Consider the following 24,334-nt stretch of genomic DNA (forward strand, 5'->3'; position numbering starts at 1 on the left):
GCCCTCAAGGTCCAAAGGCCGCCCGCTTCTTCGGAACCGGGCGGCCTTTGTCATTGGAAGCTATTGAGCCCCAGCGACTTTCGAGCGGCCGCGTTCGGCGCGCAGCGGTGTCTCGTCGTCCATGGTGGCGAAGAACTCGCCGACCACGTCTTCGATCTCCGAAATCGATTCCGCGCAATAGAGAATCGGCTGGTAGTGCGTGATGTCGTAAGTGGCGGTGCCCATTTCGATTACGTCGAGGGGGCGCAGGTCGGCGTCTCGGAATTCGGTGATCTCGCCGAAGGAGGAGAGTAGGCCGGCGCCGTAGCAGCGGACTTCGCCGTGTTCGCGGACTACGCCGAATTCCATGGAGAACCAGAAGACGTCGGCGAGGAATTTCAGGGCTCTGTCGGTGGTCAGCCGGTTCACGGCTTCGCCGACGGTTTGGTAGATGGCCGCGAAACGGGGGCTGGCGATCTGGTTGGCGTGCCCGACGATCTCGTGGATGGCATCCGGCTCCGGGGTGTAGAGCGGGGCGGAGTGATGCCGGATGTACTGGGTGGAGTGGAAGATCCGGTCCGCGAAGGAACCGAAGAACTCGCGCAGCGGCACCAAACCGGCGGCGGGTACGTAGTGGAAACCGCTGAGCGGGAACAGTTTCGCGGAGACTTCGTCCAGTTGCGGGATGTGGTCGTCGGGCAGGTCCAACCTGGCGGCGGCGTCGCGCACCTCCTGGCAGGCGTAGATCTCGTGCTTGCGCGCGAGTTCGTAGGAGACGGTCCGCCACACCTGTTGTTCTTCTTCGGTGTAGGCGATGCGGGGCAGCGGTTTTCCGGGTGCGTACTCGAGCGCCAGCGCGGCGATGGCGTTGCGACGGGCACGGTAGTCGGGATCGCCGACACCGGGATGTTCGTCGCTGAGGTGCACCGTCACATCGCCGTCGCCGCTGCGGGTCACGGGGGAGTACAGCTGAGCTTCGGTGAACATGCCTCAAGGCAAGCACCGCCCGACCGTCGCGACAACGAAAGCGCGTCCAGGTGGGCAAACTGTCTAGGAAACGCGCTGCCGGCTGGTCAGTGGTAGGCGTGCACCACCGCATGGCCCTTGCCGCGGCCGATCAACCATTTGTTGACCGGCGTGGTGATGACGAACGCGACCGCGAAGGCCAGCGCGAGCGAACCCCAGAAGAGCAGGTCACCGAGGCCCGCGTGCATAGCGCCCGGAATCAGCAGCAGCATCGCGTTGTCGACGATCTCCATCACGGTGATCGAGACGGTGTCGGCCGCCAGCGCGATCGACAAGGCCGCGCCGAACGCCACGCCCGCCTTCATCACACCGCGCATGGTCAGCGCGTAGCCGAAGACGAAGGCCAAGACGATGGCCAGCGCCATGGTGGCGGTGTTGTTCCAATTCAGCGCGGTGCCGATCACCATGCCCAGCACCTCGCCGATGGCGCAGCCGGTGAGACAGTGCAAAGTCGCTTGCGCGGCCATTTGCCAGCTGGCCGAGCCGTGCTGCGTAGCGTGCGCGGCGTGGTCGTGTCCGGCGTGGTCGGAATGCGCGTGCTCGGCGTGATGGCCGTGCTCGGCAGGGCTCCCGTGCTCGTGATCCATGCCGGGAACTATACCCCCCTAGGGTAAGAGGTCAAGTTGTCTTCGCAACCTTCGCTGCCTGATTTGCCGCATATGAGCGGGCTCGTGACGCAAGATGGCGAAAGTCCTGTGGCGAAGCCACAACGAAGGAGGACGCCATGCGCACCGTTCGGATCGATCTCGACCAGAAGCTGCTGGCCGCGGCGGCGGCCATCATGGGTACCGCGGAGGCCGACGCCACCGTCAACGAGGCCCTGCGCCGAATCGTGGTACACGAGCGGCAACTGCACCATTTGGAGCGCATCGCCGCCGCGGCACTGTGCCAGCTCCCCGCCTTCGACACCGGGGCCGTAGTCGACGGCTAGGCGGGTTTCGCGCACTGCGTGTCGGGCGGCACGACGAGGTCGTGGAGATACTTCATGACCGGCTCATCGACGCAGGGCACACCGTCGAAGACCGCACCGTGCTGGAAGCCTTCGTAGGTGATCAACGCGGCCCCCAGCGCCCTGGCGAGATTCACGCCGCCCTGATAATGCGTCGCCGGATCGCCGGTCGTCGCCACCACCACCGTTTTCGGCAGACCCGGCGTATCGGGTTGGTGCGGTTGGGTATTGGGCGGCACCGGCCAGAAGGCGCAGACGTCCAGCGGTATCTCCGCGGGCAGCTCGCCGGGGTCGAAGATCGGTCCGGCGGCCCGGTAGCGACGTTCCAGATCGGTCGCGACACCCCGGTCGGTGACGCGCGCGTCCTCCAGGCAGAGCACAGCCTTGTGCACGTAGTCGCCGTTCTCGCCGCCCGGGCTGAACGTGCCCTCCTCGAAGGGGAACGACTCGCCGCGTTTGACGATCCCCAGCACCTTCGTCAGCTCGGGCCAGAACCGCGGGTGGTACAGCCCGTTGATGACGATGCTCAGCACGTCGGAGTACCCCAGCTTCTCCGGGTCCATCAGCACCGCGGGTTCGCGCAACGTCTTCATCAGCTCGCGGAAGGTCTCGGTGGTGCGCGCCGGATCGGTGCCGAGCGGGCAGTCGGGCGCCTTGGCGCAGTCCGCGGCATAGGCGTCGAAGGCGCGCTGGAACGCGGCGCCGTCGACGACCGAGTCGTCGATATTGCGGGCGGGATCGATGCCGCCGTCGAGCACCATCGCACGGACCCGGGTCGGAAACAGCTCGGCGTAGGTGGACCCGAGACGGGTGCCGTAGGAGACGCCGAAGTAGGTCAGCTTCTCGTCTCCGAGCACCGCGCGGACCACGTCGAGATCACGGGCCACGTCGACGGTTCCGACATGCGCCACCAGGTCGAGGCCGGAGCGCTGCACACATGAGGTCGCGAAATCCTCGTGCTCCTCTTCGATCTGATCGATCTCGCCCCAGGCGTTGCTGAAGCCGAGAAGTTGCCGTTCCACCGCCAGCTGTTCGCTGTCTTGGCAATCGAGCCGCGGCGTAGAGGCGCCGAGGCCGCGCACGTCCATGCCGATCACATCGAACCGGTCGGCCAGCGGCGACGCGGCCAGCGCCGCCGGCATGATCAGGCCGGGACCACCGGGCCCGCCCGGGTTGGTGACCAGCGATCCGATCTTGGCGCCCCGAGCCGGCATGCGTGACAGCGCGATTCGCGCGGTGTCACCGTCCGGATCGGCGTAGTCGATGGGCACCGTCACCCGCGCGCATTCCAGCGCTACCTTGCTCTCCTCGGTGCCCTCGAAACCCGCACAGGAACCCCAGCTGATCTGCTGCTGATAGAAGCGGTCCAGCGTCGGTTTCGGCGGCGGCGTGACGGCGGGCGCGCTGGAGCAGGCGGCCGCCAGCAGGGCGGCCGCGGCGACGATTGCCTTGCGGCGTTTCAACATTCGCTATTCCTCGAAATCCGGCTGTACACAGTCTGCCCGACCGGGTGCCGCTCGCGATCGGAGAGGCCCCGGGTCGCCGCGCCCGGAGATGTCGGTGGGGCCTGGCATGATCCGAGTTCTCCAACACGCGAGGGGGTCTGAGATGTCGGTACCTATTGCGAATCTGCCTTTCCGGCAACGGCCGCGGGAGCGGTTGCTGGAGCTCGGCCCGCATGCCCTCAGCGACAGTGAGCTCCTGGCGTTGCTGTTGGGGCAGGGTCGGCGGGGCGCGAGCGTGCTGGAGCTGGCCGCCGAACTACTCGCCGAGCACGGCGGCGTCGCCGGGCTGGCCGCCGCGCGGCCCGAGGAACTGGCCCGCCGCACCGGGATCGGCGCCGCCAAAGCCGCCACCATCATCGCCGCCTTCCACCTCGGCACCCGCGCCCGGCACAGTGCCGACACCGCCGTCCGGCTGGAGAGCGCGGCCGATGTGGTCGGTGTGGCCCGGCCGCTGTTCGCGGGCGCGCGGGTGGAGCGGCTGCTGGTACTGGTCTGCGATGCCCAGAACCGTTTGCGCCGTCAAATTTTCGTCGCCGAAGGTGCCATCGACCAGGTGGCCATCCCGGTTCGCGAGATCCTGAACACGGTGCTGCGGCACGACGGGCGCGCCTTCGCCCTGGTGCACAACCACCCTTCCGGCGACCCGGCCCCCAGCCTCGACGATCGGCGCGCCACCGCGTTGCTCATCGACGCCGCCCACACCGTCGGCCTGCGCTTCCTCGACCACGTGGTACTCGCGGGTGAACACTGGACTCGGGCCGCACCGCTGCTGCGTGTCGCCGACTGAACAGCATCGCGAAACGATTCGATACGGGGTAGGCGGCCGCGCGGCCGGTGCGTGGCAATAGGTTGATCGGTCAGGCGAACAGGAGGCGGTCATGCAGGAGCCCGAGGGCACGCGCGAACTCGGCAGGCTCGGCGAGCCGCCGATCGGGCGACGCTACGACCTCGCGGACCGGCGGCTGTTCCTCCATCGTTCCGGCCACGGCGGCCCGGCGGCGGTGTTCCTGCCCGGCGCCGGCGCGGTCGGCCTGGACTATCTGAATGTTCACGACCGTGTTGCCGACTTCACCACCTCGGTGCTCTACGACCGCGCGGGCACCGGTTGGAGCGACCCGGTCGGATTACCGCGCACCGCAACCGAAGTCGCCACCGAACTGCACGCCCTCCTGCGCATAGCCGAGGTACCCGCCCCCTACGTCCTGGTGGCCCACGCGCTCGGCGGCGCCTATGCCCGCCGCTTCGCCCAGCTCTTCCCCGACGAGGTCGCGGGCCTGGTCGCCCTGGAATCGTTCTTCGAGGACTGGGACGACTACATGCCCGAGACCTTGCACCTCGACAAAAGCCCCACCGCCACCCCCGGCCGCATCCAGACCGCCCTGCTCCGCGTCCTCTCGAAACCCTTCTACAAGAAGATGTTCGCCGCCTGGCCGGCTGAAATCCGCACCCCGCTCGTCGCCGGCCACGTCTCCCCGGAATGGATGGTCAACGGCGCGAAGGAACGCAGCAACCTGCTCGCCCTGCGCACCGAACTCCACTCCGGCGGCCCCCTCCCCGACCTCCCCCTCATCGCCCTCGGCGCGCTCGCCCCCGACCCGGCCCAGCGCGTCGGCTTCTCCAAGAACGCCACCACCGAACTGACCGCCGGCAAGCATCGCCTCTACACCGCCATGACCGAATCGGTAACCCACGGCGAATACCGTGAACTCCCCACCGCCAAGCACAGCACCATCCAGCTGGACGCCCCGGCGGAAATCGTCCGAGCCGTCCGCGATGTGATCGACCACGCGGCGCGGTAGTCCCTACTCCACCAGCGGCATGCCCGCGTCCAGGAATTCGAGGGCGCGGCCGATGTTTTCGGAGTTGACGGGGGTGATCAGGGAGATGGCTATGCCGGCGCCGGCCAGAGCGCCGGCCGCGACGCGGATTTCGAAGTCGTCGACGGACCGGCCGGTGCGTTCGGCGAGGAGGGCGGCGATCATGTCGATGCCGCGTTCGAGTTCGACGCCGATGGCGGGACGAAGTTCGGGAACGTGGTACAGCAGGGCTTGGCGTTCTTGTTCGAAGGCAATTTCCTCCGGGGTCAGGGTGGCGTACACCGCGTTGATCGCGTTGCGCAGCGCCAGGAACGGGCGGACGTCCGGGGGTTGGGCGCGGTACTCGGCGATCATCGGCGGGTCGAGGTCGTCGGCTACCACCAGTTGCTCTTTGCTGGGGAAGTAGCGGAAGAAGGTGCTGGGTGAAACCTCCGCGGCCGCGGCGATCTGCTCGATGGTGGTCTCGCCGTAGCCTTGTTCCCGGAACAGGCGGAATGCCTCGGTCCGGATGGCGCGGCGGGTGCGTTCCTTCTTCCGCTCGCGTAAGCCCGGGACCGCGGGGGCTGCACCTGGTAGCTCAACCGACATGTGTCGATTCTGACGCATGACCGGCGTCTTCGGTCGCATCGAACGGTTGAACCGGCCGGCGCGGCAGCACCCAGAGGGCGAGCGGCACCGCGAGCACACAGATGGCGGTGCACACCCACAGCATCAGACTCATGCCGCTGACGAACGCCGACCGCACCGTTTCCAGCGCCGCCGCGTCGCCGCCGGCCGCCGCCACACCGCTGCTGACTCCGTCGTCGAAGGGGGCGCGGTCGAGCGCGCCGAGTTCACCGCGGTATCGGGTGGCCAGGATGGTGCCGAGCAGTGCGACACCGATGGTGCCGGCGGCCTGGCGCAGGGCCTGCAGCAGCGCGGAGCCGACGCCCGCGCGGTCGACATCCAGGTCGTCGACGGCGACCGCCATGCCGACCGGCATGCCCAGGCCCATACCCGCGCCGACCACGGTGGTCCAGCAGGCGTTGAACCAGTAGGGGCTGCCGGTTTCGGTCAGCGCGCCGAGGCCCAGTCCGACCGCCAGCGCCGCCAAGCCCATCGTCAGCACTACTCGCGCACCGGCTTTCGGCAACAGCCGGCTGCCGACGCGTGCGCCGACGACCAAGCCGCCGATCAGCGGAAGCAACCGCAGTCCACTACCGAGGGCATCGACGCCCAGAACCGCCTGGAAGTACTGCGGCACCGTGAAGAACATGCCGAACATCGCGAACGTCATGAGCACGGTGAACGTCGCACCCCAGCGGAACCCGGCGCCGGCGAACAACCCGAGATCGATCAGCGCGAAACGGCTGCGCCGCTGCCAGATCAGGAAGACCGCGAGGATCAGCACCCCGGCGGCGAGCACCAGCCACGCGATCCCGTCACCCCAGCCTTCGTCGCCGAAACGGATGAAGCCGTATGTGAGCGCGAGCATTCCAGTCATCGACAGCACTACGCCCGCGATGTCCAGGCGACGCTGTTCGGGGTTGCGCGATTCGGGCACCAGGAATCCGACGGCGGCCGCACCGACGAGTGCGATCGGCGCATTGATCAGGAACACCGACCCCCACCAGAAGTTGTCGATCAGCCAGCCGCCGAGCACCGGTCCCAGGGGCAGCCCGAGCGCTGTGGCGGTCACCCAAATCGACAGCGCGCGAGCGCGTTCCGTCTTGTCGGGGAACAGCACCGGCAGCACGGCCAGCGACAGTGGGGTCATGGCGGCGGCCGCGACGCCGAGTAGCACCCGGGCCGCGATGAGCTGGCCCGACGTGTCCGCGAAGGCACAGGCGAGGGAAGCCGCGCCGAACAGCAGCATGGCCGCGAGCAGGATCTTTTTGCGGCCGTATCGGTCACCGAACGCGCCCGCGGGCAGCATCACCGCGGCCAGCGCCAGCGTGTAGGCGGTGCTGAACCATTGCAGCGCAGCGGTATTCGCGTGCAGGTCCACCGCGAGGGTGGGCAGCGCGATGGTCAGCACGGTGATGTCCAGGCCGATGGTCAGCATCGCGAAGGACAGCGCGCCGAGGGCGAACCAGCGCCGAGTTGCCTGGGTGTCCATGACACCTCCTCAAAAATGAGAGTTACGTTATTTTGACAGTAACCCTCATTTTGAAGTCGGTGTCAATATGTTCGGATGTGGCTGGCGCGCGGCCGAAGCCACCACACAGCACAAGCCCAGCTCGGCACGCACCGTTAGGCTCGCTACCGATGAAGATCCAGGGCACCTCACTCCTCGCCGCGCTGAGCGCCGGCGCCGTGCTGGCCGTCTCGGCCGCGACCGGTGGCGCCGCCGCGCAACCCGCACCGCCGAGCTCGGTGACGACGACACCGTTCACCACCCCGAACACCGACGGCTGCCCGCAGCAGACGACGCCGCCCCCGCCGGTCGACTCCTCGGAGGTGCCCGCGCCGGGCTCGACGACACCCAAACCCCTGTCGATCCCGACACCGGCGGTCGGTGGATCCCAGCTCGCCGGCTGCGGCGTGGTGCTGCCGAAGGGTGCACCGGCTGTCCCGCAAGACATTTCGTCGACCGCGTGGATGGTGTCGGATCTGGACACCGGCGCGGTGCTGGCCGCCAAGGACCCGCACGGTCGCTACCGACCGGCCAGCACCATCAAGGTGCTGCTCGCCATCGTCGCGTTACGCACCCTCGATATGGATACCGTGGTTATCGGCACCCAGGCCGACGCCGACGTAGACGGCACCCGCGTCGGCATCGGGCCCGGCGGCCAGTACACCAATCGCCAGCTCATGCAGGCCCTGGTGCTGGCCTCCGGCAATGACGCCGCGCACGCGATCGCCACCCAGCTCGGCGGCGACGAGGCAGCCGTGGCGAAGATGAACGAACTGGCGAAGTCGTTGTACCTGTTGGACACTCGCGCCGCCACGCCCTCCGGGCTGGACGGCCCCGGCATGAGCACCTCGGCCTACGACCTGTCCGCGGCATTCCGCGAAGCCATGACGATCCCGCTGTTCGCCGAACTCATCCACACCGAACAGGTGGATTTTCCCGGCTACCCCAAGAACCCGAAGATCCCGGAGGACAAAGACCACCCGGGCTTCGTCATCGCCAACGACAACCATCTGCTCTACAACTACGAGGGGGCACTCGGCGGCAAAACCGGCTTCACCGACGACTCCCGCCACACCTTCGTCGCCGCCGCCGAGCGCGACGGCCGCCGCCTCGCCGTCACCCTCCTCAAAGCCGAAGTCCAGCCCATTCGCCCCTGGCAGCAGGCGGCCCGGCTCCTGGATTACGGCTTCGCCCTCCCCCGTGGCGCCACGATCGGCGCTCTGCCCAGCCGCAACAGCAACTCCGCCGATCCCACTGCCGCCCTCGCCTCGCCACCGCCGAAGGACGACGCCGCCCCCGCCGCCGAATCCGGCACCAGCAGTATCCGCACCATCTTCCTGGCGGTCGGCATCCTCGCGATCCTGGCCCTGGTGCTCTACATCCATCGCCTGACCAGTCGCCGCCGCTGACCCCTCCCCCAGCGGACAACGCGGTCGGTACCCTCCCCACTCCGGGCGCCGACCGCCCCCCACGCCCACTCCCGACCAACCTTCGGAAGCGTGTCGTCACAGAGTTGGACGCAAACCCACTCCGATCGGTTCCCTCGAATTCCGCCGCTCCCGAGCTGAATTCAGCGACGGCGGCGGACGGCCGAGAGGAGCAAGGTGGTGAGCGCGCCTGCGCTGAAGAGGGCGAGGCCGGTGCCTTTGGGCAGCGTCGGGGTGATGACGCGCGGACGGATGATGGCCGGGGCGGGAACGGCGGCGGTGGACGCGGCGGTGTGGGCGGGGTTGTTCTCGCTGGCTTCGGCGGCCCAGGCGGTGGCGAAGAGAATGATGCGGTAGGTGACGTAGCTGAACACCATGAGGCCGATGATGGAGCCGAAGGTGGCGCCGGCGGGGCTGCGCAGCACGGTCTGCAAGTACAGCGACGCAACGAATTTGAAGATTTCGAAGGCGACGGCGGCGATCAGGGCCGCTTTGGCCGCGCTGGCCAGGGAGATCGGTTCGCGCGGCAGGCGGGCGATGATCCAGGCGAAGACCGCCCAGGTGGCCACCAGCGCAAGGACCAGCGAGACGAGGGAGAGCGCCAGGCGCGCGCCGGGCAGGTCGGCCAGGCCGAGCTTGGTCAGCAGGCTCGCGCCGAGGCCGCTGGAGGACAGCGCGGACAGACCGAGGGAGACGGCGAACGCGAGGGCCAGACCGAGCAGGGCGCCGAAGTCGGACAGTTTGGTCAGCGCCCAATTTCCTTGCTCGGTCTTCTGGTCCCACTGCTCGGTGAGGGCGGCGCGCAGGTTGCTCATCCAGCCCAGGCCCGCGTAGACCGCGCCGAGCAGGCCCAGGATGCCGACCGCGTTGCGGGAGTCGATGGCTTGGTCGATCAGATCGTTGACCTGATCGCCGAATTCACCCGGAATGTTCTCGATGACCTTCTGCTGGATGTCGACGAGCGATTCCGGATGGCGGTGCAGCACGAAACCCGCGATCGAGAACGCCACCATCAACAGCGGGAACAGCGACAGCACAGTGAAGTAGGTGATCCCGGCGGCGTAATAGTCACCGCGCTGCCGGTTGTAGCGCCCGCCCGCGCGGACCAGATGGTCCAGCCACGGGCGGGCCTGGATGCGCTGTTCGATTCCGGCTCTGAGCTTGTCGATCTGCACCTGTCCGCCTCCGAGCATGTCGCGCGCAACAGGTGCGATACGGGTCAGCGTGTCAGGAAACCAACCCGCTCGTAGACCTGTGCGAGAGTGTTGCCGGCGATCTCGCGCGCCCGCTCGGCACCGCTGGCGAGGATGCGGTCGAGTTCGCCCTGATCCGCCAAGTACTCTTCCACCTTCATACGCAATGGCGTGACAAATTCCACCAGCGCGTCGGCGACATCGGATTTCAGGTCGCCGTAGCCCTTGCCCGCGTAATCCTGTTCCAGCGTGACGATCGGCGTGCCGGTCACCGAACTGAGGATCACCAGCAGGTTGCTCACGCCCGGCTTGTTGGCCGTGTCATAGCGGATTTCGCGCTCGGTGTCGGTGACCGCCGACTTGATCTTCTTGGCCGTCACCTTCGGATCGTCGAGCAGATTGATCAGGCCGGCGTCGGTGGAGGCCGACTTGCTCATCTTCGCGGTGGGATCCTGCAAGTCGTAGATCTTCGCGGTGCCCTTCACGATGTGCGCTTCCGGCACCACGAAGGTCTTCTTGAACCGAGCGTTGAAGCGCTGCGCGAGATTGCGGGTCAACTCCAGATGCTGGCGCTGGTCCTCGCCGACGGGCACCTGGTGCGGGCGGTAGAGCAGGATGTCGGCGGCCATCAGCACCGGGTAGGTGAACAGTCCGACAGTCGCGTTCTCCGCGCCCTGCTTGGCCGACTTGTCCTTGAACTGCGTCATCCGGCCGGCCTCGCCGAAGCCGGTGATGCAGGACAGCACCCAGCTCAGCTCGGCGTGCTCGGGCACCTGGCTCTGCACGAACAGCGTCGACTTCTTCGGGTCGATCCCGAGCGCGAGCAGCTGGGCCGCGGCCGCCTTGGTCCGCGCGCGCAGGGCCTTGGGATCCTGCGCCACGGTGATGGCGTGCAGGTCGGGAATGAAGTAGAGCGCGTCGTACTCGTCCTGCATGGTCACCCAGTACTGCAGCGCGCCAAGGTAGTTGCCGAGGTGGAAGGACTCGCTGGTGGGCTGGATCCCGGAGAGCACGCGCTGTTTGCGGTCGGCGGCCGGGGCCTGTGCAGGACTGGACATACTCCGATCTTTTCATGCCGCTCAAGCGGAATTTCGCGCCGCCCGGCTCTGCGGCCGCACGCCCGGCATACTCGGCAGACCCGCGCGGGCGAGTTCGGGTTCGCGGTTGGCGACGAGTTTGTACAGCGGCGCGCTCGGTCCCGCCAGATGATCCCGGAGCACCGGGGGAACCAGCGGCAGGTCGATGTGGGCGGTGCGCACACCGTGGGCGAGCGCGCGGTAACTCAGCTCCTCGACCCGCCCCCACCGCATGCCGTAGATGTCCCGGACCGGTTCCGGCAGGCTGCCCTGCACCAGCAGGAAGAACGCGGAGGTCACCTGCTGCATCGGCACGCGCTGCGGATAGGGCACCCGGGCCCCGGCCAGGTAGGAGCCGACCAGGCGGGCTTCGTCGGTGAGGAACAGTTCGTCCGAGGCCAGGTAGTCGTCGAAATATGCGCGGAACGCGGGGTAGTCGGCGGGTGCGGCCGCGGCGGGCATGCCGAACAGTTCCGCCCAGCGCACATAGTCCTGATACAGCCCTTCCCGCTCCCCCTCGGTGAGCTTGCGGACCAGCAGGTGGTGCATGACCTCGGCGGAATCGAAGGTGAACGCCATCGTCATGAACATCAGATGCGGATCGCGCGCGGAGTAGGCGGTGCCCGCGGGGTGGGCGCCGGCGTCCTCGGGGAGCGTGCCCGCGACGGGCGCGTGCTTCTTCCGGGTGAACTCCAGCGCCCGATCGGCCTCGTCCTTGCTGCCGAGGAACACGGCTTCGAAGAGCCTGCCGGTCAGCGCGAGTCGCGTGTACGGGGTCATCCGGTGTGCGGAATTCTCCGCGGTCCCGATGTAGAGCAGCGGGTGCACGGCCCCGATGACCAGGGCGCGCTGGCCGTAGGTGAGCCCTACCGCGCGCTTCCGCATGACCCGCCGGATCATCGAATTGTCGGCGAAATATCCCGGAGCGCCCACAGCTGCCTCACCTCGTCAATGGAGTCTCCGCATCGAGACCCGCCGACTTCAGGATCGCTCTGATTCCTCATTCTGGCAAGAGTCCATGCCAGATTGGTGTCACACCCGGCACCCGCTTCCCGGTCGGCACTGCAAGAATCGAGTGGTGGCAGCACAGCGGACCTACGGTGGAATCTCCGCGGCCGAGCGGCGCGCGCAGCGTCGCACGGCGCTGCTGGACGCCGCGCTCGAACTCATCGGCACCCAGGGACTCGCCAAACTCACGGTGTCCGGGCTGTGCGCGCAGGCGGGGCTGAACGAGCGGTATTACTACGAGAGTTTCGACAGCCGCGATGCCGTGCTGACCGGCCTGATCGACCGGATCACCGAGGAACTAGCGATCGCCATCGCCGCGGGCCTGCGTGCGGCGCCGGCCGATACCCGGGGCATGGCGCATTCCGCGATCACCGCCGGCATCCGGCTGCTCACCGACGACCCGCGAAAGGCGAAGGTCGCGTTGATAGCCGGCCAGGCGACCCCCGAATTGCGAGCCAGGACAACCGAATCCATCCGGTTGTTCGCGCGCCTCGTCGCCGCGCAGGGCATCGACTTCTACGGCATGACCGACCAGCGGCCCGACCCGGTCATCGATTTCCGGGCCACCTACCTGGTCGGCGGACTGGTGCAAACGCTGACCGCATGGCTACAGGGCGAACTGCCGATCTCCCGGGACGAGTTGATCGAGCACACCACCGACGTGTTCGTGCTGCTGGGCGAGGATCTGGCGCAGCGAATGAAATAGTTCAGTTCGGGGACAGCGGGATCACCTGCGACGCCAGGGAAGCCGGCACCTGCCCCTGGAGCACGACCCGGAAGTTGATGCCCTGGCGTGCCCAATAGCCGGCGCAGTCGGCGATCGCCTCGGCGAACCAGGCCCGCTCGCTCGGCTGATCGGCCAGCAGCTCGGACGAATCCCGCACTACCGCTACGTAACCCGCCGCGTCACCGAGAAATTCGCCGAGATCGCGCAGGCATTCGTCGAAAGCGTCTTTGTTCTCCCCGAAGTAGTACGGGAACTGGAAGGCGGCCGCGAACTCGTCGAAAACGCCTGCGATAGTGCGCATTTTGCCGCCGCGCAGTTCCCGGACCAGATAACCGGACGGGGCGTCGTACCGCAGGCCGCTCAGCTCGGCGGGATCGACATCCAGCGCGCCCAGCACAGGTGGTTGCGCCGCGGCCGTATTCGGCGCCTGCGGGGCTGAAGTCAAGAATCGCGACAGCGGGACCGGCTCGGTCATCAGCGCATCCTCGTGAATGTCTTGTAGTGGTCACCGGTGTACCAAGCCGAGCCGTCGCTACCGGTGACGATGCGCTCGGCGTCGCGAGAACGATTGCGCTGTTTGGGATTCACGTCCCACTCCTGGTAGGTGATGGCTTTGCCCGTGGCATCGGTGCGCGGCAACGTGGAATCCCGGTTCATCCACCGTTCGCCGCCCTTGGTACCGACCGCGTTCGCCGATCCGGGCCAGCGACCCGCGTCGATCTCGCGCAGCGTGACATAGGCGCGGTCCGGTACCCCGGCGACCTTCGGCACCGACGCCGCACCGCTGCTGGACGCCGCACCGACACCCGGCGCCGAGCTCGTGGTGGCGCCGTCGGTGCCGCGCACCGCGACAACCGCGAGCAGCACCACGATCACCACCGCGGCGAACCCGGCCAACGCCCGAAGCGGCGACAGTCTCACCGGTACTGCACCGTTACCGGCGCGTGATCGGACCAGCGCTGGTCATAGGCGGCGGCACGTTCCACGACGGCCTGCTTGGCGCGCTCGGCCAGCCCGCTCAGGGCGAGCTGATAGTCGATGCGCCAGCCGGAGTCGTTGTCGAAGGCGCGGCCGCGGTAGGACCACCAGCTGTAGGGGCCGCTGACGCCGGGGTGCAGGTGGCGCACCACGTCGGTGTAGCCCGAGGCGAGCAGTTCCTGGATCCAGGCCCGCTCCTCGGGCAGGAACCCGGCCGACTTCAGGTTGCCCTTCCAGTTCTTCAGGTCGAGTTCGGTGGGCGCGATGTTCCAGTCGCCGCTGACCACGTAGGCGCCGGTGCGCGACTTCAGGTAGGCGCCGAATTCGGCCATGAAGCGGTACTTTTCGTCCTGGCGGGGCGTGTTCTCCTCGCCCGAGTGCACGTACACGCTGGCCACGGTGGCATCGTCGAAGTCGGCCTCGATGTAGCGCCCGGAGGCACCGAACTCGGCGCTGCCGAACCCGATCCGCACGCACCTCGGTTCCCGCCGCGACAGGATGCCGACACCGGCCCGGCCCTTGGACTCGGGCTCGGCGTGCGCGAGAAACCAGCCGTTCGCCAACGCGGGGGCCAGGGCGGCGCGGGTCTGTTCGTCGGTCGCTCGCGTCTCCTGCACGCAGACGATGTCGGCTTCGGTGACCGCCAGCCATTCGAGCATGCCCTTGCCCGTGGCCGCGCGGACACCATTTACGTTCACGCTCGAGATGATGTACGGCACCTGACGACCGTACAATGCATGTCAGACGAACTCCCGAAAGGGCGACGACGATGATGTCGGATTCCACCGAGCCCACGCCACGAGACGACAAGAAAATCTCGCGGATCGGACAATCCACGCGCCGCGAGCCGGACCGGCTCGCTCCTCCGCCCGGGAAATCCAGCCGCCCGGCACCGATCAAGGCGCTGCACATGGGCTCCGGCGATCCGCTGTTGTTATTGCACGGATTCATGCTGTCGCCGCACTGCTGGGAGCAGACCGCGACCCGGCTGGCCACCCAATGCGAGGTGTTCGCCCCGGCCTTCGCGGGCCACTGGGGCGGCGCGCCCGGCGACGGCTGGTCCACCGACATCTACACCCTGGCCGACCGCATCGAAGATCAACTCGACGAAATGGGCTGGCGCACTTGCCATATCGCCGGTAATTCCCTCGGCGGCTGGGTCGGCATCGAATTGGCCCGCCGCGGCCGTGCGCGCACGCTCACCTTGATCGCACCCGCCGGCGGCTGGAATGCGCCCTCGCTCACCCAATTCCGGGTCGGCCTGAAATTTCTCGCCATCGCGCCGATCATCGGAATCGGCAAGCACGTAGGCGAATTCGTCAAACACAACCCGTTGACCCACCGCCTCACCAAAATGCTGCTGGTCAAGAATCCCGCCGCCGTCTCCCGCGCCGACATCGTCGCGGTCATCGAGGCGGCGCTGCACTGCCAGGCCCTGCTCCCGCTGATCATGGGCACCTTCCGCGCCCCGGCGCTGTCGGACCTGTCCGACCTGCCGACCCCCGTCCGCCTGCTCCTGGCGGAATACGACCGCATCATCCCCAACCGCGTCTACGCCCGCCGCTACCTGACCGAACTGCCGGACTCCGCCGACCGCATCCTGATGAATCGCGTCGGCCACGTTCCCATGCTCGAGGCCCCCGACCGTATCGCCACCCTGATCGCCGAACACGTCTACGCCAGCCGCGGTAACCTGCGCGCGATCTGATCGTCGAGCGGGCGGCGCACCCGGGCCGGGAATTACTGCGCCAGCAGGCCTTTGGCGATATGGGTCACCTGGATCTCGTTGCTGCCCGCGTAGATCATCAGCGACTTGGCGTCACGGGCCAGTTGCTCGACGTGGTATTCGGTCATGTACCCGTTGCCGCCGAACAACTGCACGGCTTCCATCGCGACCTCGGTGGCCGCCTCGGAGGCGTAGAGCTTGATCGCCGAGGCCTCCGCGAGCGTGGGCGGCTTACCGGCGCGGCCGCGCTCGAGCACGTTGAACACCATGTTCTGCACGTTGATCCGCGCCACCTCCATCTTGGCCAGCTTCAGCTGGACCAGCTGGAAACGGCCGATCTCCTGGCCCCAGAGCTTGCGGTTCTTGGCGTACTCCACGCAGAGCCGGTGACATTCGTTGATGATGCCCAGCGCCATGAAGCCGACGCCGATGCGTTCGGCGGTGAAACTGGAGCGGGCGCTTTCGCGGCCGTCGCCGCCCTTGTGCTCTTCGGTCTCGCCGAGCAGCCGGTCTTTGCCCAACCGCACGTTGTCGAAGAACAGTTCGCCGGTCGGCGAGGAGTGCAGACCCATCTTCTTGAACGGCTTGCCCTGGGTCAGGCCGTCCATACCCTTGTCCAGGACGAAGGTCAGCACCTTGCGGTCGCGCTTGTCGGCGCCGTCACCCTCGTCGAGCTTGGCGTAGACCACCATCACATCGGCGAACGGGCCGTTGGTGATGAAGGTCTTCTGGCCGTTGAGGAGGTAATCCTCGCCGTCGCGTTTGACGTAGGTCTTCATGCCGCCGAACGCGTCCGAGCCCGAGTCGGGCTCGGTGATCGCCCAGGCCGCGACCTTCCGCATGGTCACGATGTCCTTGATCCATCGTTCCTGCTGCGCGAGTGTGCCGCGCGAGAGGATGGTGGTCGCGCCGAGTCCGATGGACACGCCCATGGCGGTCACCAAACCCATACAGACGCCGGACAACTCACCGATCAGCACCGCCATCAGCGATTCCTGGCCCGCGAACGGGCTGCCGCCGGAAGACTTCTCCTTGCGCTCCGGTTTCGGTTCACCGGCCGCGACGGCCGCCTCGATCTTGCGCCGCCGGGCCAGCAGTTTGTCGACCGCTTCACCGCCCATGGCGTCGATCCCGAACTCGCTGAACAACTTCCGGATAACCGGGTACGGCAGCATCTCGCCGCTGTCGAGTGCGTCGAGGTGTGGGCGGACTTCCTTGTCGATGAACGCCCGCACGGCATCGCGGATCATCACATCGGTCTCGGACCATTCGAACATCGTTGTTCTCCTACCGGTTTCGGTGCTCAGGGCAGCCTGGCGGCGATGTCGTCGATGAGCCAGGGGCCTTCGGTTTCGATCGTCTTCACGTCGTGCCAGCCCGCAAGCTCGGAGATGGCACCACCCTGTACGGCGAACACCTTGCCGGTGATCGCGCACTTGTCCGAAGCCAAGTATGCGACCAGCGGGGAGATATTGGCCGGGCTGAACGCGTCGAAGTCGCCCTCTTCCAGGTATTCGGCTTCGGCGGCCATGATCTCGCCCATACCGGGGGTGGCGAGGGTGAGCCGGGTCCGCGCGATGGGCGCGATGGCGTTGACCCGCACGCCGTAGCGTTGCAGTTCGTCGGCCGCGACCAGGGTCAACGCGGCGATCCCCGCCTTGGCGGCGCCGTAGTTCGCCTGGCCCGCGTTCGGCACGGTCACGCCGGACGCCGAGGCGGTGTTGACCACCGCGGCGTTGGGCTGGTTGCCTGCCTTGCTCTGCTCTTTCCAATACGCGGCCGCGTGGTGCAACACTGCGGCGTGCCCCTTGAGATGCACGGCGACGACGGCGTCCCACTGGGCTTCGTCCATGCCCGCGATGAACGCGTCGCGCAGGATGCCCGCGTTGTTGATCACGATGTCGAGGCCGCCGAACTCCGAAACAGCCCGGCCGACAAGCTTTTTCGCGCCGTCCCAACTCGCGACGTTTTCCGTGTCGGCGACCGCGCGGCCCCCCGCGGCGATGATCTCGTTCGCCACTTCCTGGGCCGGGCCGACGTCGGCGCCCTCACCGGCGTTACTGCCGCCGAGGTCGTTGACGACGATGGCCGCGCCCTCGCGAGCGAACAGCAGCGCGTGTTCGCGGCCGATGCCGCGGCCCGCGCCGGTGACGACGGCGACTTTTCCTTCGAGAGCACCCATGATGTGCGGCTCCTCTATTGCGGTGGATCCCGGCTTTCGCCGGGATGACGGAGGTGGATCGGCCGGCGGTGGCGCCGGCCGATCGGCGAGAGGTGTTGCTCAGTCGGCGATTTCGGCGAGGCCGTCGCTGAGCACGACGTCCTCTCCGCGCACGGTTTCGAAGGCGTAGGTGGTGACGCCGTCGGCCGAGCCCACCTTCCAGATGCGGGTCTCCAAGTGGTCGCCGGGAAACACCATCTTGGCGAATCGCACCGCGAATCGCTTGAGCCGATTGACATCCGAATCGCCGACCGCGGTCAGCACCGCCCAGGACGCGAACGCCTGAGTGCACAGCCCGTGCGCGATGATGCCGGGCAGTCCCGCGTCCTTGGCGACTTGCTCGTCCAGGTGCAGCGGCACCGGGTCGCCGGAAGCCGGTGCGTAGCGGTAGGTCTGGTCCAGATCTACCTGCTGCGGCACCACCGCGACCGGATCCTGTTGCCGCAGCGCGTCGTCGAACTTGTGCGCGGGTGCGGCCGCCCCGACCGTCTTACCCGCATCGATGCCGCGGAAGAACGCGGTCAGGTACTGCTCATTGACGAGTTCGCCTGCCTCGGTGCGACATTCGATGAGAATCGTGATCGTGCTGCCGTTGGACCGGCTGGTGTAGCCGATGGCCTTGGCCCGTGACACCAGCCGGTCCCCCGGCTGGATCGCGCGGTGGAAATGGAAGTCCTGCTCCCCGTGCACGACCCGGCCGAAGATGTCCATCGGCGCGACGTCGATCACGGGCATCATCATCGCCTCGAACACCGGGACGATGGCGAACACCGGCGAGGCGATCTTGCCCGCCAGGTGCGCCTCGATGGGATCGTTCGTGGCCGCCGCGTACTCGGCGATCCGTGCCGCGGTGACCTCGAATCGTTCGTCGTCGCACCAGGTTTCCAGCCCGGAGTCGTCGAACTCCACGAGCCGGGGCGTCGTTTCCGTCATCGCGCTCTCCTCGGCTCGGCGATCACGCGGCCGTGGCGGCCAGCGCGTCGAGCTGCTCCAGCGACTTGTCGAGTTGCTTGAGCCCGTCCTTCTCGACCGCCTTGCCCAGCGCGCCCTTGATCAGTGCGCCCTCGAAATCACCGGACACCTTCACGACGGAGCCGCCCTCGGCCTTGGGCTGGATATCGAAGGTGAATTCGGTCTTCACGCCCGCCATGCCGGTGCCGCCCAGGGTCAACGTGTTCGGCGAATCCACGGACACCACAGTCCATTCCAGCTTGTTGGCCATTCCGAGCATGACGATCTTGGCGACCAGCTTCGCGCCCGCGGTCAGCGTGGCCGGCGGCTCCTCCATGAAGCGCTCGTGGATGGAGAACCACTTGTCCCAGGTCTGCGGGTCGGCCACGACCGCCCACAGGGCCTCGGGGGTGGCGTTGACGTCCTTGGTGGCTTCGATGTGTCCCATGCGATGACTCCTTCGTGATGGATAGCGGTTCAGCGGTCGGCGCGCTGATAGGCGGTGACGACCGCCGCGCCCCCGATGCCGATGTTGTGCTGCAATGCGGCGGTCACGTGGTCGACCTGACGCTTGTCGGCGGTGCCGCGCAGTTGCCAGGTGAGTTCGGAGCACTGCGCCAAACCGGTCGCGCCCAGCGGATGGCCCTTGGAGATGAGCCCGCCGGAGGGGTTCACCACCCATTTGCCGCCGTAGGTGGTCTGGTTCTCGTCGATGAGCTTCCCGGCCTCGCCCTCGCCGCACAGCCCCAGCGCTTCGTAGAGCAGCAGTTCATTGGCGGAGAAGCAGTCGTGCAGCTCGATGACCTGGAAGTCCTCCGCCCCGAGACCGGCCTGGTCGTACACCTTGCGCGCGGCCTGGACATTCATGTCGTAGCCGATCAAGTTCTTGGCCGTGCCGTCGAAGGTGGAGGCGAAGTCGGTGGTCATGGTCTGGCCCACGATCTCGACCGCCTGCGCCGCGAGGTCGTGCGAGTTCACGAACGCCTCGCTCGCCAGGACGACCGCGCCGGAGCCGTCGGAGGTCGGCGAGCACTGCAACTTGGTGAGGGGGTCGTAGATCATCCGCGAGGCGAGGATGTCATCCAGCGAGTACGCGTCCTGGAACTGCGAATACGGGTTGTTCACCGAGTGCTTGTGGTTCTTGTAACCGATCTTGGCGAAATGCTCGGCGGTGGTGCCGTACTGCTTCATGTGTTCGCGACCGGCCGCCCCGAACATCCAGGGGGCTACCGGGAACAGCACCTCGGAGATCTCGGCGAGCGCCATGATGTGCTTGGCCATCGGCTGTTCCCGGTCGTCCCAGGTGGACCCGAGCGAGCCCGGCTGCATTTTCTCGAAGCCCAGAGCCAGCGTGCATTCCGCCAGCCCGCCCCGAATCGCCTGTGCCGCGAGGTAGAGCGCGGTGGACCCGGTGGAGCAGTTGTTGTTGACATTGACCACCGGGATGCCGGTCATCCCCAGTTCGTAGACCGCGCGCTGACCTGAGGTGGATTCGCCGTAGACGTATCCGACGTAGGCCTGTTCGACCTCGCGGTAATCGATTCCGGCGTCGGCGAGCGCCTTGGTGCCCGACTCGCGCGCCATATCCGGGTAGTCCCAGTCGGTGCCGTCGTCGTTCTTGCGGCGTCCCGGCTTCTCGAACTTCGTCATGCCGACGCCGACGACGTAAACCTTGTTCGTCATCGAACTCCTCAGGTTCCTGGCCGTCCACACCCCGCTGGTGGACGACGTTGACCGATCCGTGCGGACCGAGCTGCCACAAACATACAGAGATGCACGTAACCACACAAGAGCGAGGCGGCCTACTGCGCTATACCGCGCCATTTATGCAGGCTAAGGCGGTCAGCGGCACATACAGCTGAACGTGTATGTAGATCATCGACCCGGGCGTCATTTCCACGCAACACAATCGATCGCGACCCGCAAACCGGGCGAATGTGTCCTCACTCACGACTGACGTCGATTAACAGCGGCGTAATGGTTCGGAAATTCCCCGTCCACATCAGCGCGCGAAGTTCACACGGTTGCTTTGTGTCTGGTGAGGGGACGAGGAGAAGAACGTGGTCGATGTAGACACCCGCTCGACGAACTCAGATGGAATAGCGGCGGCGAGGGAGACACTGGAGGACTACACCCTCCGGTTCGCGCCGCGCAGTTACCGGAAGTGGAGCCCGGCGGTGGTCGGAATCTCGGCCCTGGGTGGTATCGCCTACCTGGCCGACTTCGCCATCGGCGCGAATATCGGAATCGCGCACGGTACCGGAAACGCCCTGCTCGGCATCGCAATCTTCGCGATTATCGTGATGCTGACCGGTTTCCCGCTGGCCTATTACGCGGCGCGCTACAACATCGATCTCGACTTGATCACGCGCGGTAGCGGATTCGGTTATCACGGCTCGGTGATCACCAATATCGTGTTCGCGTCGTTCACCTTCATCTTCTTCGCGCTCGAGGGTTCGATCATGGCGCAGGGCCTGGAACTCGGGCTCGGAATTCCACTGTGGCTGGGTTATCTATTGTCCACGGTGCTGATCTTTCCGCTGGTCATCTACGGCATGAACACCCTGGCCAAACTCCAGGTGTGGACCACCCCGCTGTGGCTGCTGCTGATGGTGCTGCCGTTCGGATTCCTGGTGGTCCGGCACCCCGAGTCGGTGGACGCCTTCTGGTCCTACGGCGGTAAAGACGGTGCGGGCGTGAGCATTTCGGGCACGCTGCTGGCCGCGGGTGTGTGTCTCTCGCTGATCGCGCAAATCGCCGAGCAGATCGATTACCTGCGGTTCATGCCCCCGCGCACCCCGGAGAACTCGCGCAAGTGGTGGACCTGGATGCTGCTGGCCGGGCCGGGCTGGGTGCTCTTCGGCGCGATCAAACAGGTCGTCGGCCTCTTCCTGGCGGTCTACCTGATCGCGAATCTGCCTGCGGCGCAGGGCATCGCGAACCAGCCGGTGCACCAGTTCCTGGAGATCTACCAGGACATGGTGCCGGGCTGGCTGGCCATGACGCTGGCGGTGGTGCTGGTCGTGATCAGCCAGATCAAGATCAATGTGACCAATGCATATTCCGGCTCGCTGGCCTGGACCAATTCCTACACCCGGGTCACCAAGACCTACCCGGGCCGGTTGGTCTTCCTGGGCGTGAACCTGGCGATCGCGCTGATCCTGATGGAAGCCAACATGTTCGACTTCCTGAACAACATCCTGGGCTTCTACGCCAACTGCGGCATCGCCTGGATCGTCACCGTCGCCACGGATATCGCGATCAACAAGTACGTCCTGAAGATCTCACCGAAGGTGCCGGAGTTCCGGCGCGGCATGCTCTACGACTTCAATCCCGTCGGCCTGGTCGGCTTCGGGCTGTCGGCGGTGCTGTCGATCATGACCTTCTTCGGTCTGTTCGGTGAGCTGCTGAAGCCGTACTCCCCCATCGTCGCGGTGGTCGTGTCGTTCGTCGCGACACCGCTCACCGCGATTCTCACCAAGGGCAAGTACTACCTGCGCCGTACCGACGACGGCATCGACCTGCCGATGTTCGACGAGCACGGCAACCCGACCGGCGCGACACTGACCTGCGTGGCGACCGGCATGGACTTCGAACGTCCGGACATGATCGCGTCGGCGGTGCCGGGTCCGGCCGGGGAGATTCAGTACATCAGCTCACTGGCGCTGTCCACCGACAAAGACGGCATCCACCTGCTGCCCCGCCAGCGGTAAACACGAATCACGAAGGCCGCGACAGACAATCGCCTGTCGCGGCCTTCGCGGTAACTCAGTCGGCTAGGCGGATGCCCGGCAGCGACACCTTCGCCGCCTCTCGCAGGTGCACCGAAGCGCGTTGCCAGCGCCGGTGCGCGCGATTGGGATCGGAGTCGATGAAACTGGAGACGAGTATGCCGCGCAGCGCGTCCATCGCGGTGTAGACGAAATCGCGGGCGTCCCTGCGGGTCACCTCGTCCGGCACGTAGTGGGCCAGCGCCATCAGCACGGCGTTGTTGACGAACGGCTCGACCTTGCCCGCCGCGGCGGCGAGCACCGGGTCGGTGCGGCCCGCCACCCAGAGTTCCATGGCCGCGATGAACAGCGGACCCTGGTGCAGTTCCCACAGGAAATCCAGCACGGTGGCGATGGGATCCGGGCCGGCCTTGATCCGGCCGATCTCCTGCATCGCGGCCTCGGTGCGGCGCTGGGCGAGATGACTGATCGCGGCCACGACCAGGTCGTTCTTCGATCCGAAGTGGTGCACCTGCGCCCCGCGCGTGACACCCGCGCGCTCGGCGACACGCGGCGTTGTCGTTCCGGCGTAACCGAACTCGACCAGACAGTCGATGGTGGCGTCGAGCAGCCGCGTGCGCATCTCGCTGCTACGCTGCTCCTGCGTCCGGCGCGGCTTCTTCGCACCACCTAAGATCCTGGTCACCCGCGCATTCTAGCACTTACATACAGATCTGTATGTTCACTGATAGCTCGGTGAACGCCGCGCGATCCACACCGTGAGCGCGAACAGCAGCACGCCCGCGACAGCCAAGCCCGCGCCCACCATGGCCGGGGCGGTGTAGCCCAGCCCGGCGGCGATGACCAATCCGCCGAGCCACGCGCCCGCGGCGTTGGCCATGTTGAGTGCGGCGTGGTTCAGCGCGGCGGCGAGCGTTTGGGCGTCGGCCGCGACGTCCATCAGTCGCGTTTGCAGACCGGGAGCCAGCGCGGCACCGGAGGCGCCGATCAGGAACGCGCCGATGCCCGCGGTGATCGGATTGTGCGCGGCGGCGACGAAACCGGCGAGGATCACCGCCATGGCGATCAGCACCAGGAACACCGAGCGATCCACACCCCGGTCGGCCAGCACGCCACCGACGATATTGCCGGCGATCATGCCCAGACCGAACAGCATCAAGATGACCGGGACCAGGGCCGCGCGTAATCCGGCCACATCGGTCAGCGTGGTGGCGATGTAGGTGTACACGGCGAACATGCCGCCGAAGCCGACCGCACCCACCAGCAGTGTCAACAGCACCTGCGGACGGCGGAGCGCACCGAGTTCGGTGAGCGGGCTGGTCGTCTTGAAGCCGGTGAGTTCCGGGACGAAGGCGAGAAGTGCGGCGATGGTCGCCAAGCCGATGACGGTGACCACCAGGTAGGCGTCACGCCAGCCGAAATGCTGGCCGAGCCAGGTCGCGCCGGGAACGCCGACAACGTTGGCGGCGCTCAACCCGAGCATAACCGCGGCAACCGCCTTGGCGCGCTGGCCGGCCGGAGCGAGGCTCGCCGCGGCCAGCGAGGCCACGCCGAAGTAGGCGCCGTGTGGCAGACCGGAGACGAATCGGGCGGCGAGCAGAGTGTCGAAGGTCGGCGCGAACACGGTGGCGGCATTGCCCAGCGTGAACGCCACCATCAGCAGCACGAGCAATCGCTTGCGGGCCATTCGCGCGCACAACGCGGCGATCAGCGGTGCGCCGACCACCACACCGAGCGCGTAGGCCGAGACCGCGTGGCCGGCGGTCGGCTCGGAGATATCCATGGCGGCGGCGATGTTCGGCAGCAAGCCCATCGACACGAATTCGGTGGTGCCGATACCGAACCCGCCGAGCGCCAAGGCCAGCATGGCGGGGATATGCCAGCTGGTCCGGTCGGCCACGGGT

At 66.9% G+C, this 24,334-nt stretch carries 25 protein-coding genes; 7 read left to right on the forward strand and 18 right to left on the reverse strand.

Going from position 1 to position 24,334, the window contains the following annotated elements; translation table 11 throughout:
* Positions 1-60 precede the first annotated feature (60 nt).
* A complete protein-coding gene (locus tag BJ987_RS00755) occupies positions 61-966 on the reverse strand; it encodes a phenylalanine 4-monooxygenase (RefSeq protein WP_209883712.1) in 906 nt (301 codons plus the stop codon).
* 86 nt (positions 967-1,052) lie between these two features.
* Positions 1,053-1,592: a DUF4396 domain-containing protein gene (locus BJ987_RS00760; protein ID WP_209883714.1), complete on the reverse strand. Its 540-nt coding sequence runs from the start codon at positions 1,590-1,592 to the stop codon at positions 1,053-1,055.
* Between the two features lie 137 nt (positions 1,593-1,729).
* Here BJ987_RS00760 and BJ987_RS00765 point away from each other — a divergent pair, with 137 nt between their 5' ends.
* Positions 1,730-1,936: a type II toxin-antitoxin system VapB family antitoxin gene (locus BJ987_RS00765; RefSeq protein WP_209883715.1), complete on the forward strand. Its 207-nt coding sequence runs from the start codon at positions 1,730-1,732 to the stop codon at positions 1,934-1,936.
* On the opposite strand, the gene BJ987_RS00770 is transcribed toward BJ987_RS00765, so the two are convergent.
* Positions 1,933-3,420: an alpha/beta hydrolase gene (locus BJ987_RS00770; RefSeq protein WP_209883718.1), complete on the reverse strand. Its 1,488-nt coding sequence runs from the start codon at positions 3,418-3,420 to the stop codon at positions 1,933-1,935. The genes BJ987_RS00765 and BJ987_RS00770 overlap by 4 nt on opposite strands.
* 142 nt (positions 3,421-3,562) lie before the next feature.
* Here BJ987_RS00770 and BJ987_RS00775 point away from each other — a divergent pair, with 142 nt between their 5' ends.
* On the forward strand, positions 3,563-4,246 hold the full coding sequence (locus BJ987_RS00775; RefSeq protein WP_209883720.1) for a JAB domain-containing protein: 684 nt from the start codon (positions 3,563-3,565) through the stop codon (positions 4,244-4,246).
* Between the two features lie 91 nt (positions 4,247-4,337).
* A complete protein-coding gene (locus BJ987_RS00780) occupies positions 4,338-5,258 on the forward strand; it encodes an alpha/beta fold hydrolase (RefSeq protein WP_209883722.1) in 921 nt (306 codons plus the stop codon).
* A 3-nt stretch (positions 5,259-5,261) separates the two neighbouring features.
* Here BJ987_RS00780 and BJ987_RS00785 read toward each other — a convergent pair whose 3' ends face one another.
* Both BJ987_RS00785 and BJ987_RS00790 read right to left on the reverse strand, forming a co-directional pair.
* Complete coding sequence (locus BJ987_RS00785) at positions 5,262-5,864, reverse strand: TetR family transcriptional regulator (protein WP_209883724.1); 603 nt, start codon at positions 5,862-5,864, stop codon at positions 5,262-5,264.
* The gene (locus BJ987_RS00790) at positions 5,854-7,374 is read right to left on the reverse strand and encodes an MFS transporter (RefSeq protein ID WP_209883726.1); all 1,521 of its coding nucleotides are present in this window, start codon (positions 7,372-7,374) and stop codon (positions 5,854-5,856) included. Before BJ987_RS00790 ends, BJ987_RS00785 begins: the two co-directional genes overlap by 11 nt.
* Before the next feature lie 149 nt (positions 7,375-7,523).
* On the opposite strand from BJ987_RS00790, the gene BJ987_RS00795 reads away from it, so the two are divergent.
* On the forward strand, positions 7,524-8,801 hold the full coding sequence (locus tag BJ987_RS00795; RefSeq protein WP_209883728.1) for a D-alanyl-D-alanine carboxypeptidase family protein: 1,278 nt from the start codon (positions 7,524-7,526) through the stop codon (positions 8,799-8,801).
* Positions 8,802-8,962: 161 nt separating this feature from the next.
* Here the strand turns inward: BJ987_RS00795 and yhjD are convergent, their stop codons facing one another.
* Genes yhjD through BJ987_RS00810 form a run of 3 tightly spaced genes read right to left on the reverse strand, consistent with a single transcriptional unit; the run spans position 8,963 to position 12,021 of the window.
* Positions 8,963-9,994 (reverse strand): inner membrane protein YhjD, encoded by a 1,032-nt coding sequence (gene yhjD / locus BJ987_RS00800; RefSeq protein ID WP_307869388.1) that lies wholly within the window; start codon positions 9,992-9,994, stop codon positions 8,963-8,965.
* A gap of 44 nt (positions 9,995-10,038) precedes the next feature.
* Positions 10,039-11,070 carry a tryptophan--tRNA ligase gene (gene trpS, locus BJ987_RS00805; protein WP_209883732.1) on the reverse strand — a complete coding sequence of 344 codons (1,032 nt, stop codon included), beginning with the start codon at positions 11,068-11,070 and terminating at the stop codon, positions 10,039-10,041.
* A gap of 21 nt (positions 11,071-11,091) precedes the next feature.
* On the reverse strand, positions 11,092-12,021 hold the full coding sequence (locus tag BJ987_RS00810; protein WP_209883735.1) for an oxygenase MpaB family protein: 930 nt from the start codon (positions 12,019-12,021) through the stop codon (positions 11,092-11,094).
* Between the two features lie 145 nt (positions 12,022-12,166).
* Between BJ987_RS00810 and BJ987_RS00815 the strand changes: the two genes are divergently transcribed.
* The gene (locus tag BJ987_RS00815; RefSeq protein WP_307869389.1) at positions 12,167-12,802 is read left to right on the forward strand and encodes a TetR/AcrR family transcriptional regulator; all 636 of its coding nucleotides are present in this window, start codon (positions 12,167-12,169) and stop codon (positions 12,800-12,802) included.
* A 1-nt stretch (position 12,803) separates the two neighbouring features.
* Here BJ987_RS00815 and BJ987_RS00820 read toward each other — a convergent pair whose 3' ends face one another.
* From BJ987_RS00820 to BJ987_RS00830, 3 genes are read right to left on the reverse strand one after another with little or no spacing between them, the layout of a single operon-like run.
* Positions 12,804-13,298 carry a barstar family protein gene (locus BJ987_RS00820; protein ID WP_209883739.1) on the reverse strand — a complete coding sequence of 165 codons (495 nt, stop codon included), beginning with the start codon at positions 13,296-13,298 and terminating at the stop codon, positions 12,804-12,806.
* Positions 13,298-13,744, reverse strand: a complete 447-nt coding sequence (locus tag BJ987_RS00825) for a ribonuclease domain-containing protein (protein WP_209883741.1) — start codon at positions 13,742-13,744, stop codon at positions 13,298-13,300. The genes BJ987_RS00820 and BJ987_RS00825 overlap by 1 nt, the downstream gene beginning before the upstream one ends.
* Positions 13,741-14,520, reverse strand: coding sequence for an exodeoxyribonuclease III (locus tag BJ987_RS00830; RefSeq protein ID WP_209883743.1), 780 nt, complete (start codon positions 14,518-14,520; stop codon positions 13,741-13,743). The genes BJ987_RS00825 and BJ987_RS00830 overlap by 4 nt, the downstream gene beginning before the upstream one ends.
* Before the next feature lie 50 nt (positions 14,521-14,570).
* On the opposite strand from BJ987_RS00830, the gene ephH reads away from it, so the two are divergent.
* A complete protein-coding gene (gene ephH / locus BJ987_RS00835; RefSeq protein WP_245365756.1) occupies positions 14,571-15,509 on the forward strand; it encodes an epoxide hydrolase EphH in 939 nt (312 codons plus the stop codon).
* Between the two features lie 32 nt (positions 15,510-15,541).
* Here ephH and BJ987_RS00840 read toward each other — a convergent pair whose 3' ends face one another.
* The 5 genes from BJ987_RS00840 to BJ987_RS00860 form a co-directional block, all read right to left on the reverse strand.
* Positions 15,542-16,804 (reverse strand): acyl-CoA dehydrogenase family protein, encoded by a 1,263-nt coding sequence (locus BJ987_RS00840; RefSeq protein ID WP_209883745.1) that lies wholly within the window; start codon positions 16,802-16,804, stop codon positions 15,542-15,544.
* Positions 16,805-16,830: 26 nt separating this feature from the next.
* A complete protein-coding gene (locus tag BJ987_RS00845) occupies positions 16,831-17,709 on the reverse strand; it encodes an SDR family oxidoreductase (protein ID WP_209883747.1) in 879 nt (292 codons plus the stop codon).
* A 99-nt stretch (positions 17,710-17,808) separates the two neighbouring features.
* Positions 17,809-18,681 carry a MaoC/PaaZ C-terminal domain-containing protein gene (locus tag BJ987_RS00850; protein ID WP_209883749.1) on the reverse strand — a complete coding sequence of 291 codons (873 nt, stop codon included), beginning with the start codon at positions 18,679-18,681 and terminating at the stop codon, positions 17,809-17,811.
* 22 nt (positions 18,682-18,703) lie between these two features.
* Positions 18,704-19,147 (reverse strand): type II toxin-antitoxin system Rv0910 family toxin, encoded by a 444-nt coding sequence (locus BJ987_RS00855; protein WP_209883751.1) that lies wholly within the window; start codon positions 19,145-19,147, stop codon positions 18,704-18,706.
* A gap of 29 nt (positions 19,148-19,176) precedes the next feature.
* Entirely contained in the window at positions 19,177-20,382 is a 1,206-nt protein-coding gene (locus BJ987_RS00860; protein ID WP_209883754.1) for a lipid-transfer protein, read from the reverse strand.
* Positions 20,383-20,759: 377 nt separating this feature from the next.
* On the opposite strand from BJ987_RS00860, the gene BJ987_RS00865 reads away from it, so the two are divergent.
* Entirely contained in the window at positions 20,760-22,412 is a 1,653-nt protein-coding gene (locus BJ987_RS00865; RefSeq protein WP_209883756.1) for a purine-cytosine permease family protein, read from the forward strand.
* A gap of 55 nt (positions 22,413-22,467) precedes the next feature.
* Here the strand turns inward: BJ987_RS00865 and BJ987_RS00870 are convergent, their stop codons facing one another.
* Complete coding sequence (locus BJ987_RS00870) at positions 22,468-23,052, reverse strand: TetR/AcrR family transcriptional regulator (RefSeq protein ID WP_209897674.1); 585 nt, start codon at positions 23,050-23,052, stop codon at positions 22,468-22,470.
* A 99-nt stretch (positions 23,053-23,151) separates the two neighbouring features.
* The gene (locus BJ987_RS00875; protein WP_209897676.1) at positions 23,152-24,297 is read right to left on the reverse strand and encodes an MFS transporter; all 1,146 of its coding nucleotides are present in this window, start codon (positions 24,295-24,297) and stop codon (positions 23,152-23,154) included.
* Positions 24,298-24,334 lie beyond the last annotated feature (37 nt).

The organism is Nocardia goodfellowii, assembly GCF_017875645.1.
GTDB classification, from domain to species: Bacteria; Actinomycetota; Actinomycetes; order Mycobacteriales; family Mycobacteriaceae; genus Nocardia; species Nocardia goodfellowii.

Bases quoted from the DNA above. Each gene is read 5' to 3' on its own strand.
- BJ987_RS00755 (WP_209883712.1), bottom strand. From the start codon at position 966: ATGTTCACCGAAGCTCAGCTGTACTCCCCCGTGACCCGCAGCGGCGAC.
- BJ987_RS00760 (WP_209883714.1), bottom strand. From the start codon at position 1,592: ATGGATCACGAGCACGGGAGCCCTGCCGAGCACGGCCATCACGCCGAG.
- BJ987_RS00765 (WP_209883715.1), top strand. From the start codon at position 1,730: ATGCGCACCGTTCGGATCGATCTCGACCAGAAGCTGCTGGCCGCGGCG.
- BJ987_RS00770 (WP_209883718.1), bottom strand. From the start codon at position 3,420: ATGTTGAAACGCCGCAAGGCAATCGTCGCCGCGGCCGCCCTGCTGGCG.
- BJ987_RS00775 (WP_209883720.1), top strand. From the start codon at position 3,563: ATGTCGGTACCTATTGCGAATCTGCCTTTCCGGCAACGGCCGCGGGAG.
- BJ987_RS00780 (WP_209883722.1), top strand. From the start codon at position 4,338: ATGCAGGAGCCCGAGGGCACGCGCGAACTCGGCAGGCTCGGCGAGCCG.
- BJ987_RS00785 (WP_209883724.1), bottom strand. From the start codon at position 5,864: ATGTCGGTTGAGCTACCAGGTGCAGCCCCCGCGGTCCCGGGCTTACGC.
- BJ987_RS00790 (WP_209883726.1), bottom strand. From the start codon at position 7,374: ATGGACACCCAGGCAACTCGGCGCTGGTTCGCCCTCGGCGCGCTGTCC.
- BJ987_RS00795 (WP_209883728.1), top strand. From the start codon at position 7,524: ATGAAGATCCAGGGCACCTCACTCCTCGCCGCGCTGAGCGCCGGCGCC.
- trpS (WP_209883732.1), bottom strand. From the start codon at position 11,070: ATGTCCAGTCCTGCACAGGCCCCGGCCGCCGACCGCAAACAGCGCGTG.
- BJ987_RS00820 (WP_209883739.1), bottom strand. From the start codon at position 13,298: ATGACCGAGCCGGTCCCGCTGTCGCGATTCTTGACTTCAGCCCCGCAG.
- ephH (WP_245365756.1), top strand. From the start codon at position 14,571: ATGATGTCGGATTCCACCGAGCCCACGCCACGAGACGACAAGAAAATC.
- BJ987_RS00840 (WP_209883745.1), bottom strand. From the start codon at position 16,804: ATGTTCGAATGGTCCGAGACCGATGTGATGATCCGCGATGCCGTGCGG.
- BJ987_RS00845 (WP_209883747.1), bottom strand. From the start codon at position 17,709: ATGGGTGCTCTCGAAGGAAAAGTCGCCGTCGTCACCGGCGCGGGCCGC.
- BJ987_RS00850 (WP_209883749.1), bottom strand. From the start codon at position 18,681: ATGACGGAAACGACGCCCCGGCTCGTGGAGTTCGACGACTCCGGGCTG.
- BJ987_RS00855 (WP_209883751.1), bottom strand. From the start codon at position 19,147: ATGGGACACATCGAAGCCACCAAGGACGTCAACGCCACCCCCGAGGCC.
- BJ987_RS00860 (WP_209883754.1), bottom strand. From the start codon at position 20,382: ATGACGAACAAGGTTTACGTCGTCGGCGTCGGCATGACGAAGTTCGAG.
- BJ987_RS00870 (WP_209897674.1), bottom strand. From the start codon at position 23,052: ATGCGCACGCGGCTGCTCGACGCCACCATCGACTGTCTGGTCGAGTTC.
- BJ987_RS00875 (WP_209897676.1), bottom strand. From the start codon at position 24,297: ATGCTGGCCTTGGCGCTCGGCGGGTTCGGTATCGGCACCACCGAATTC.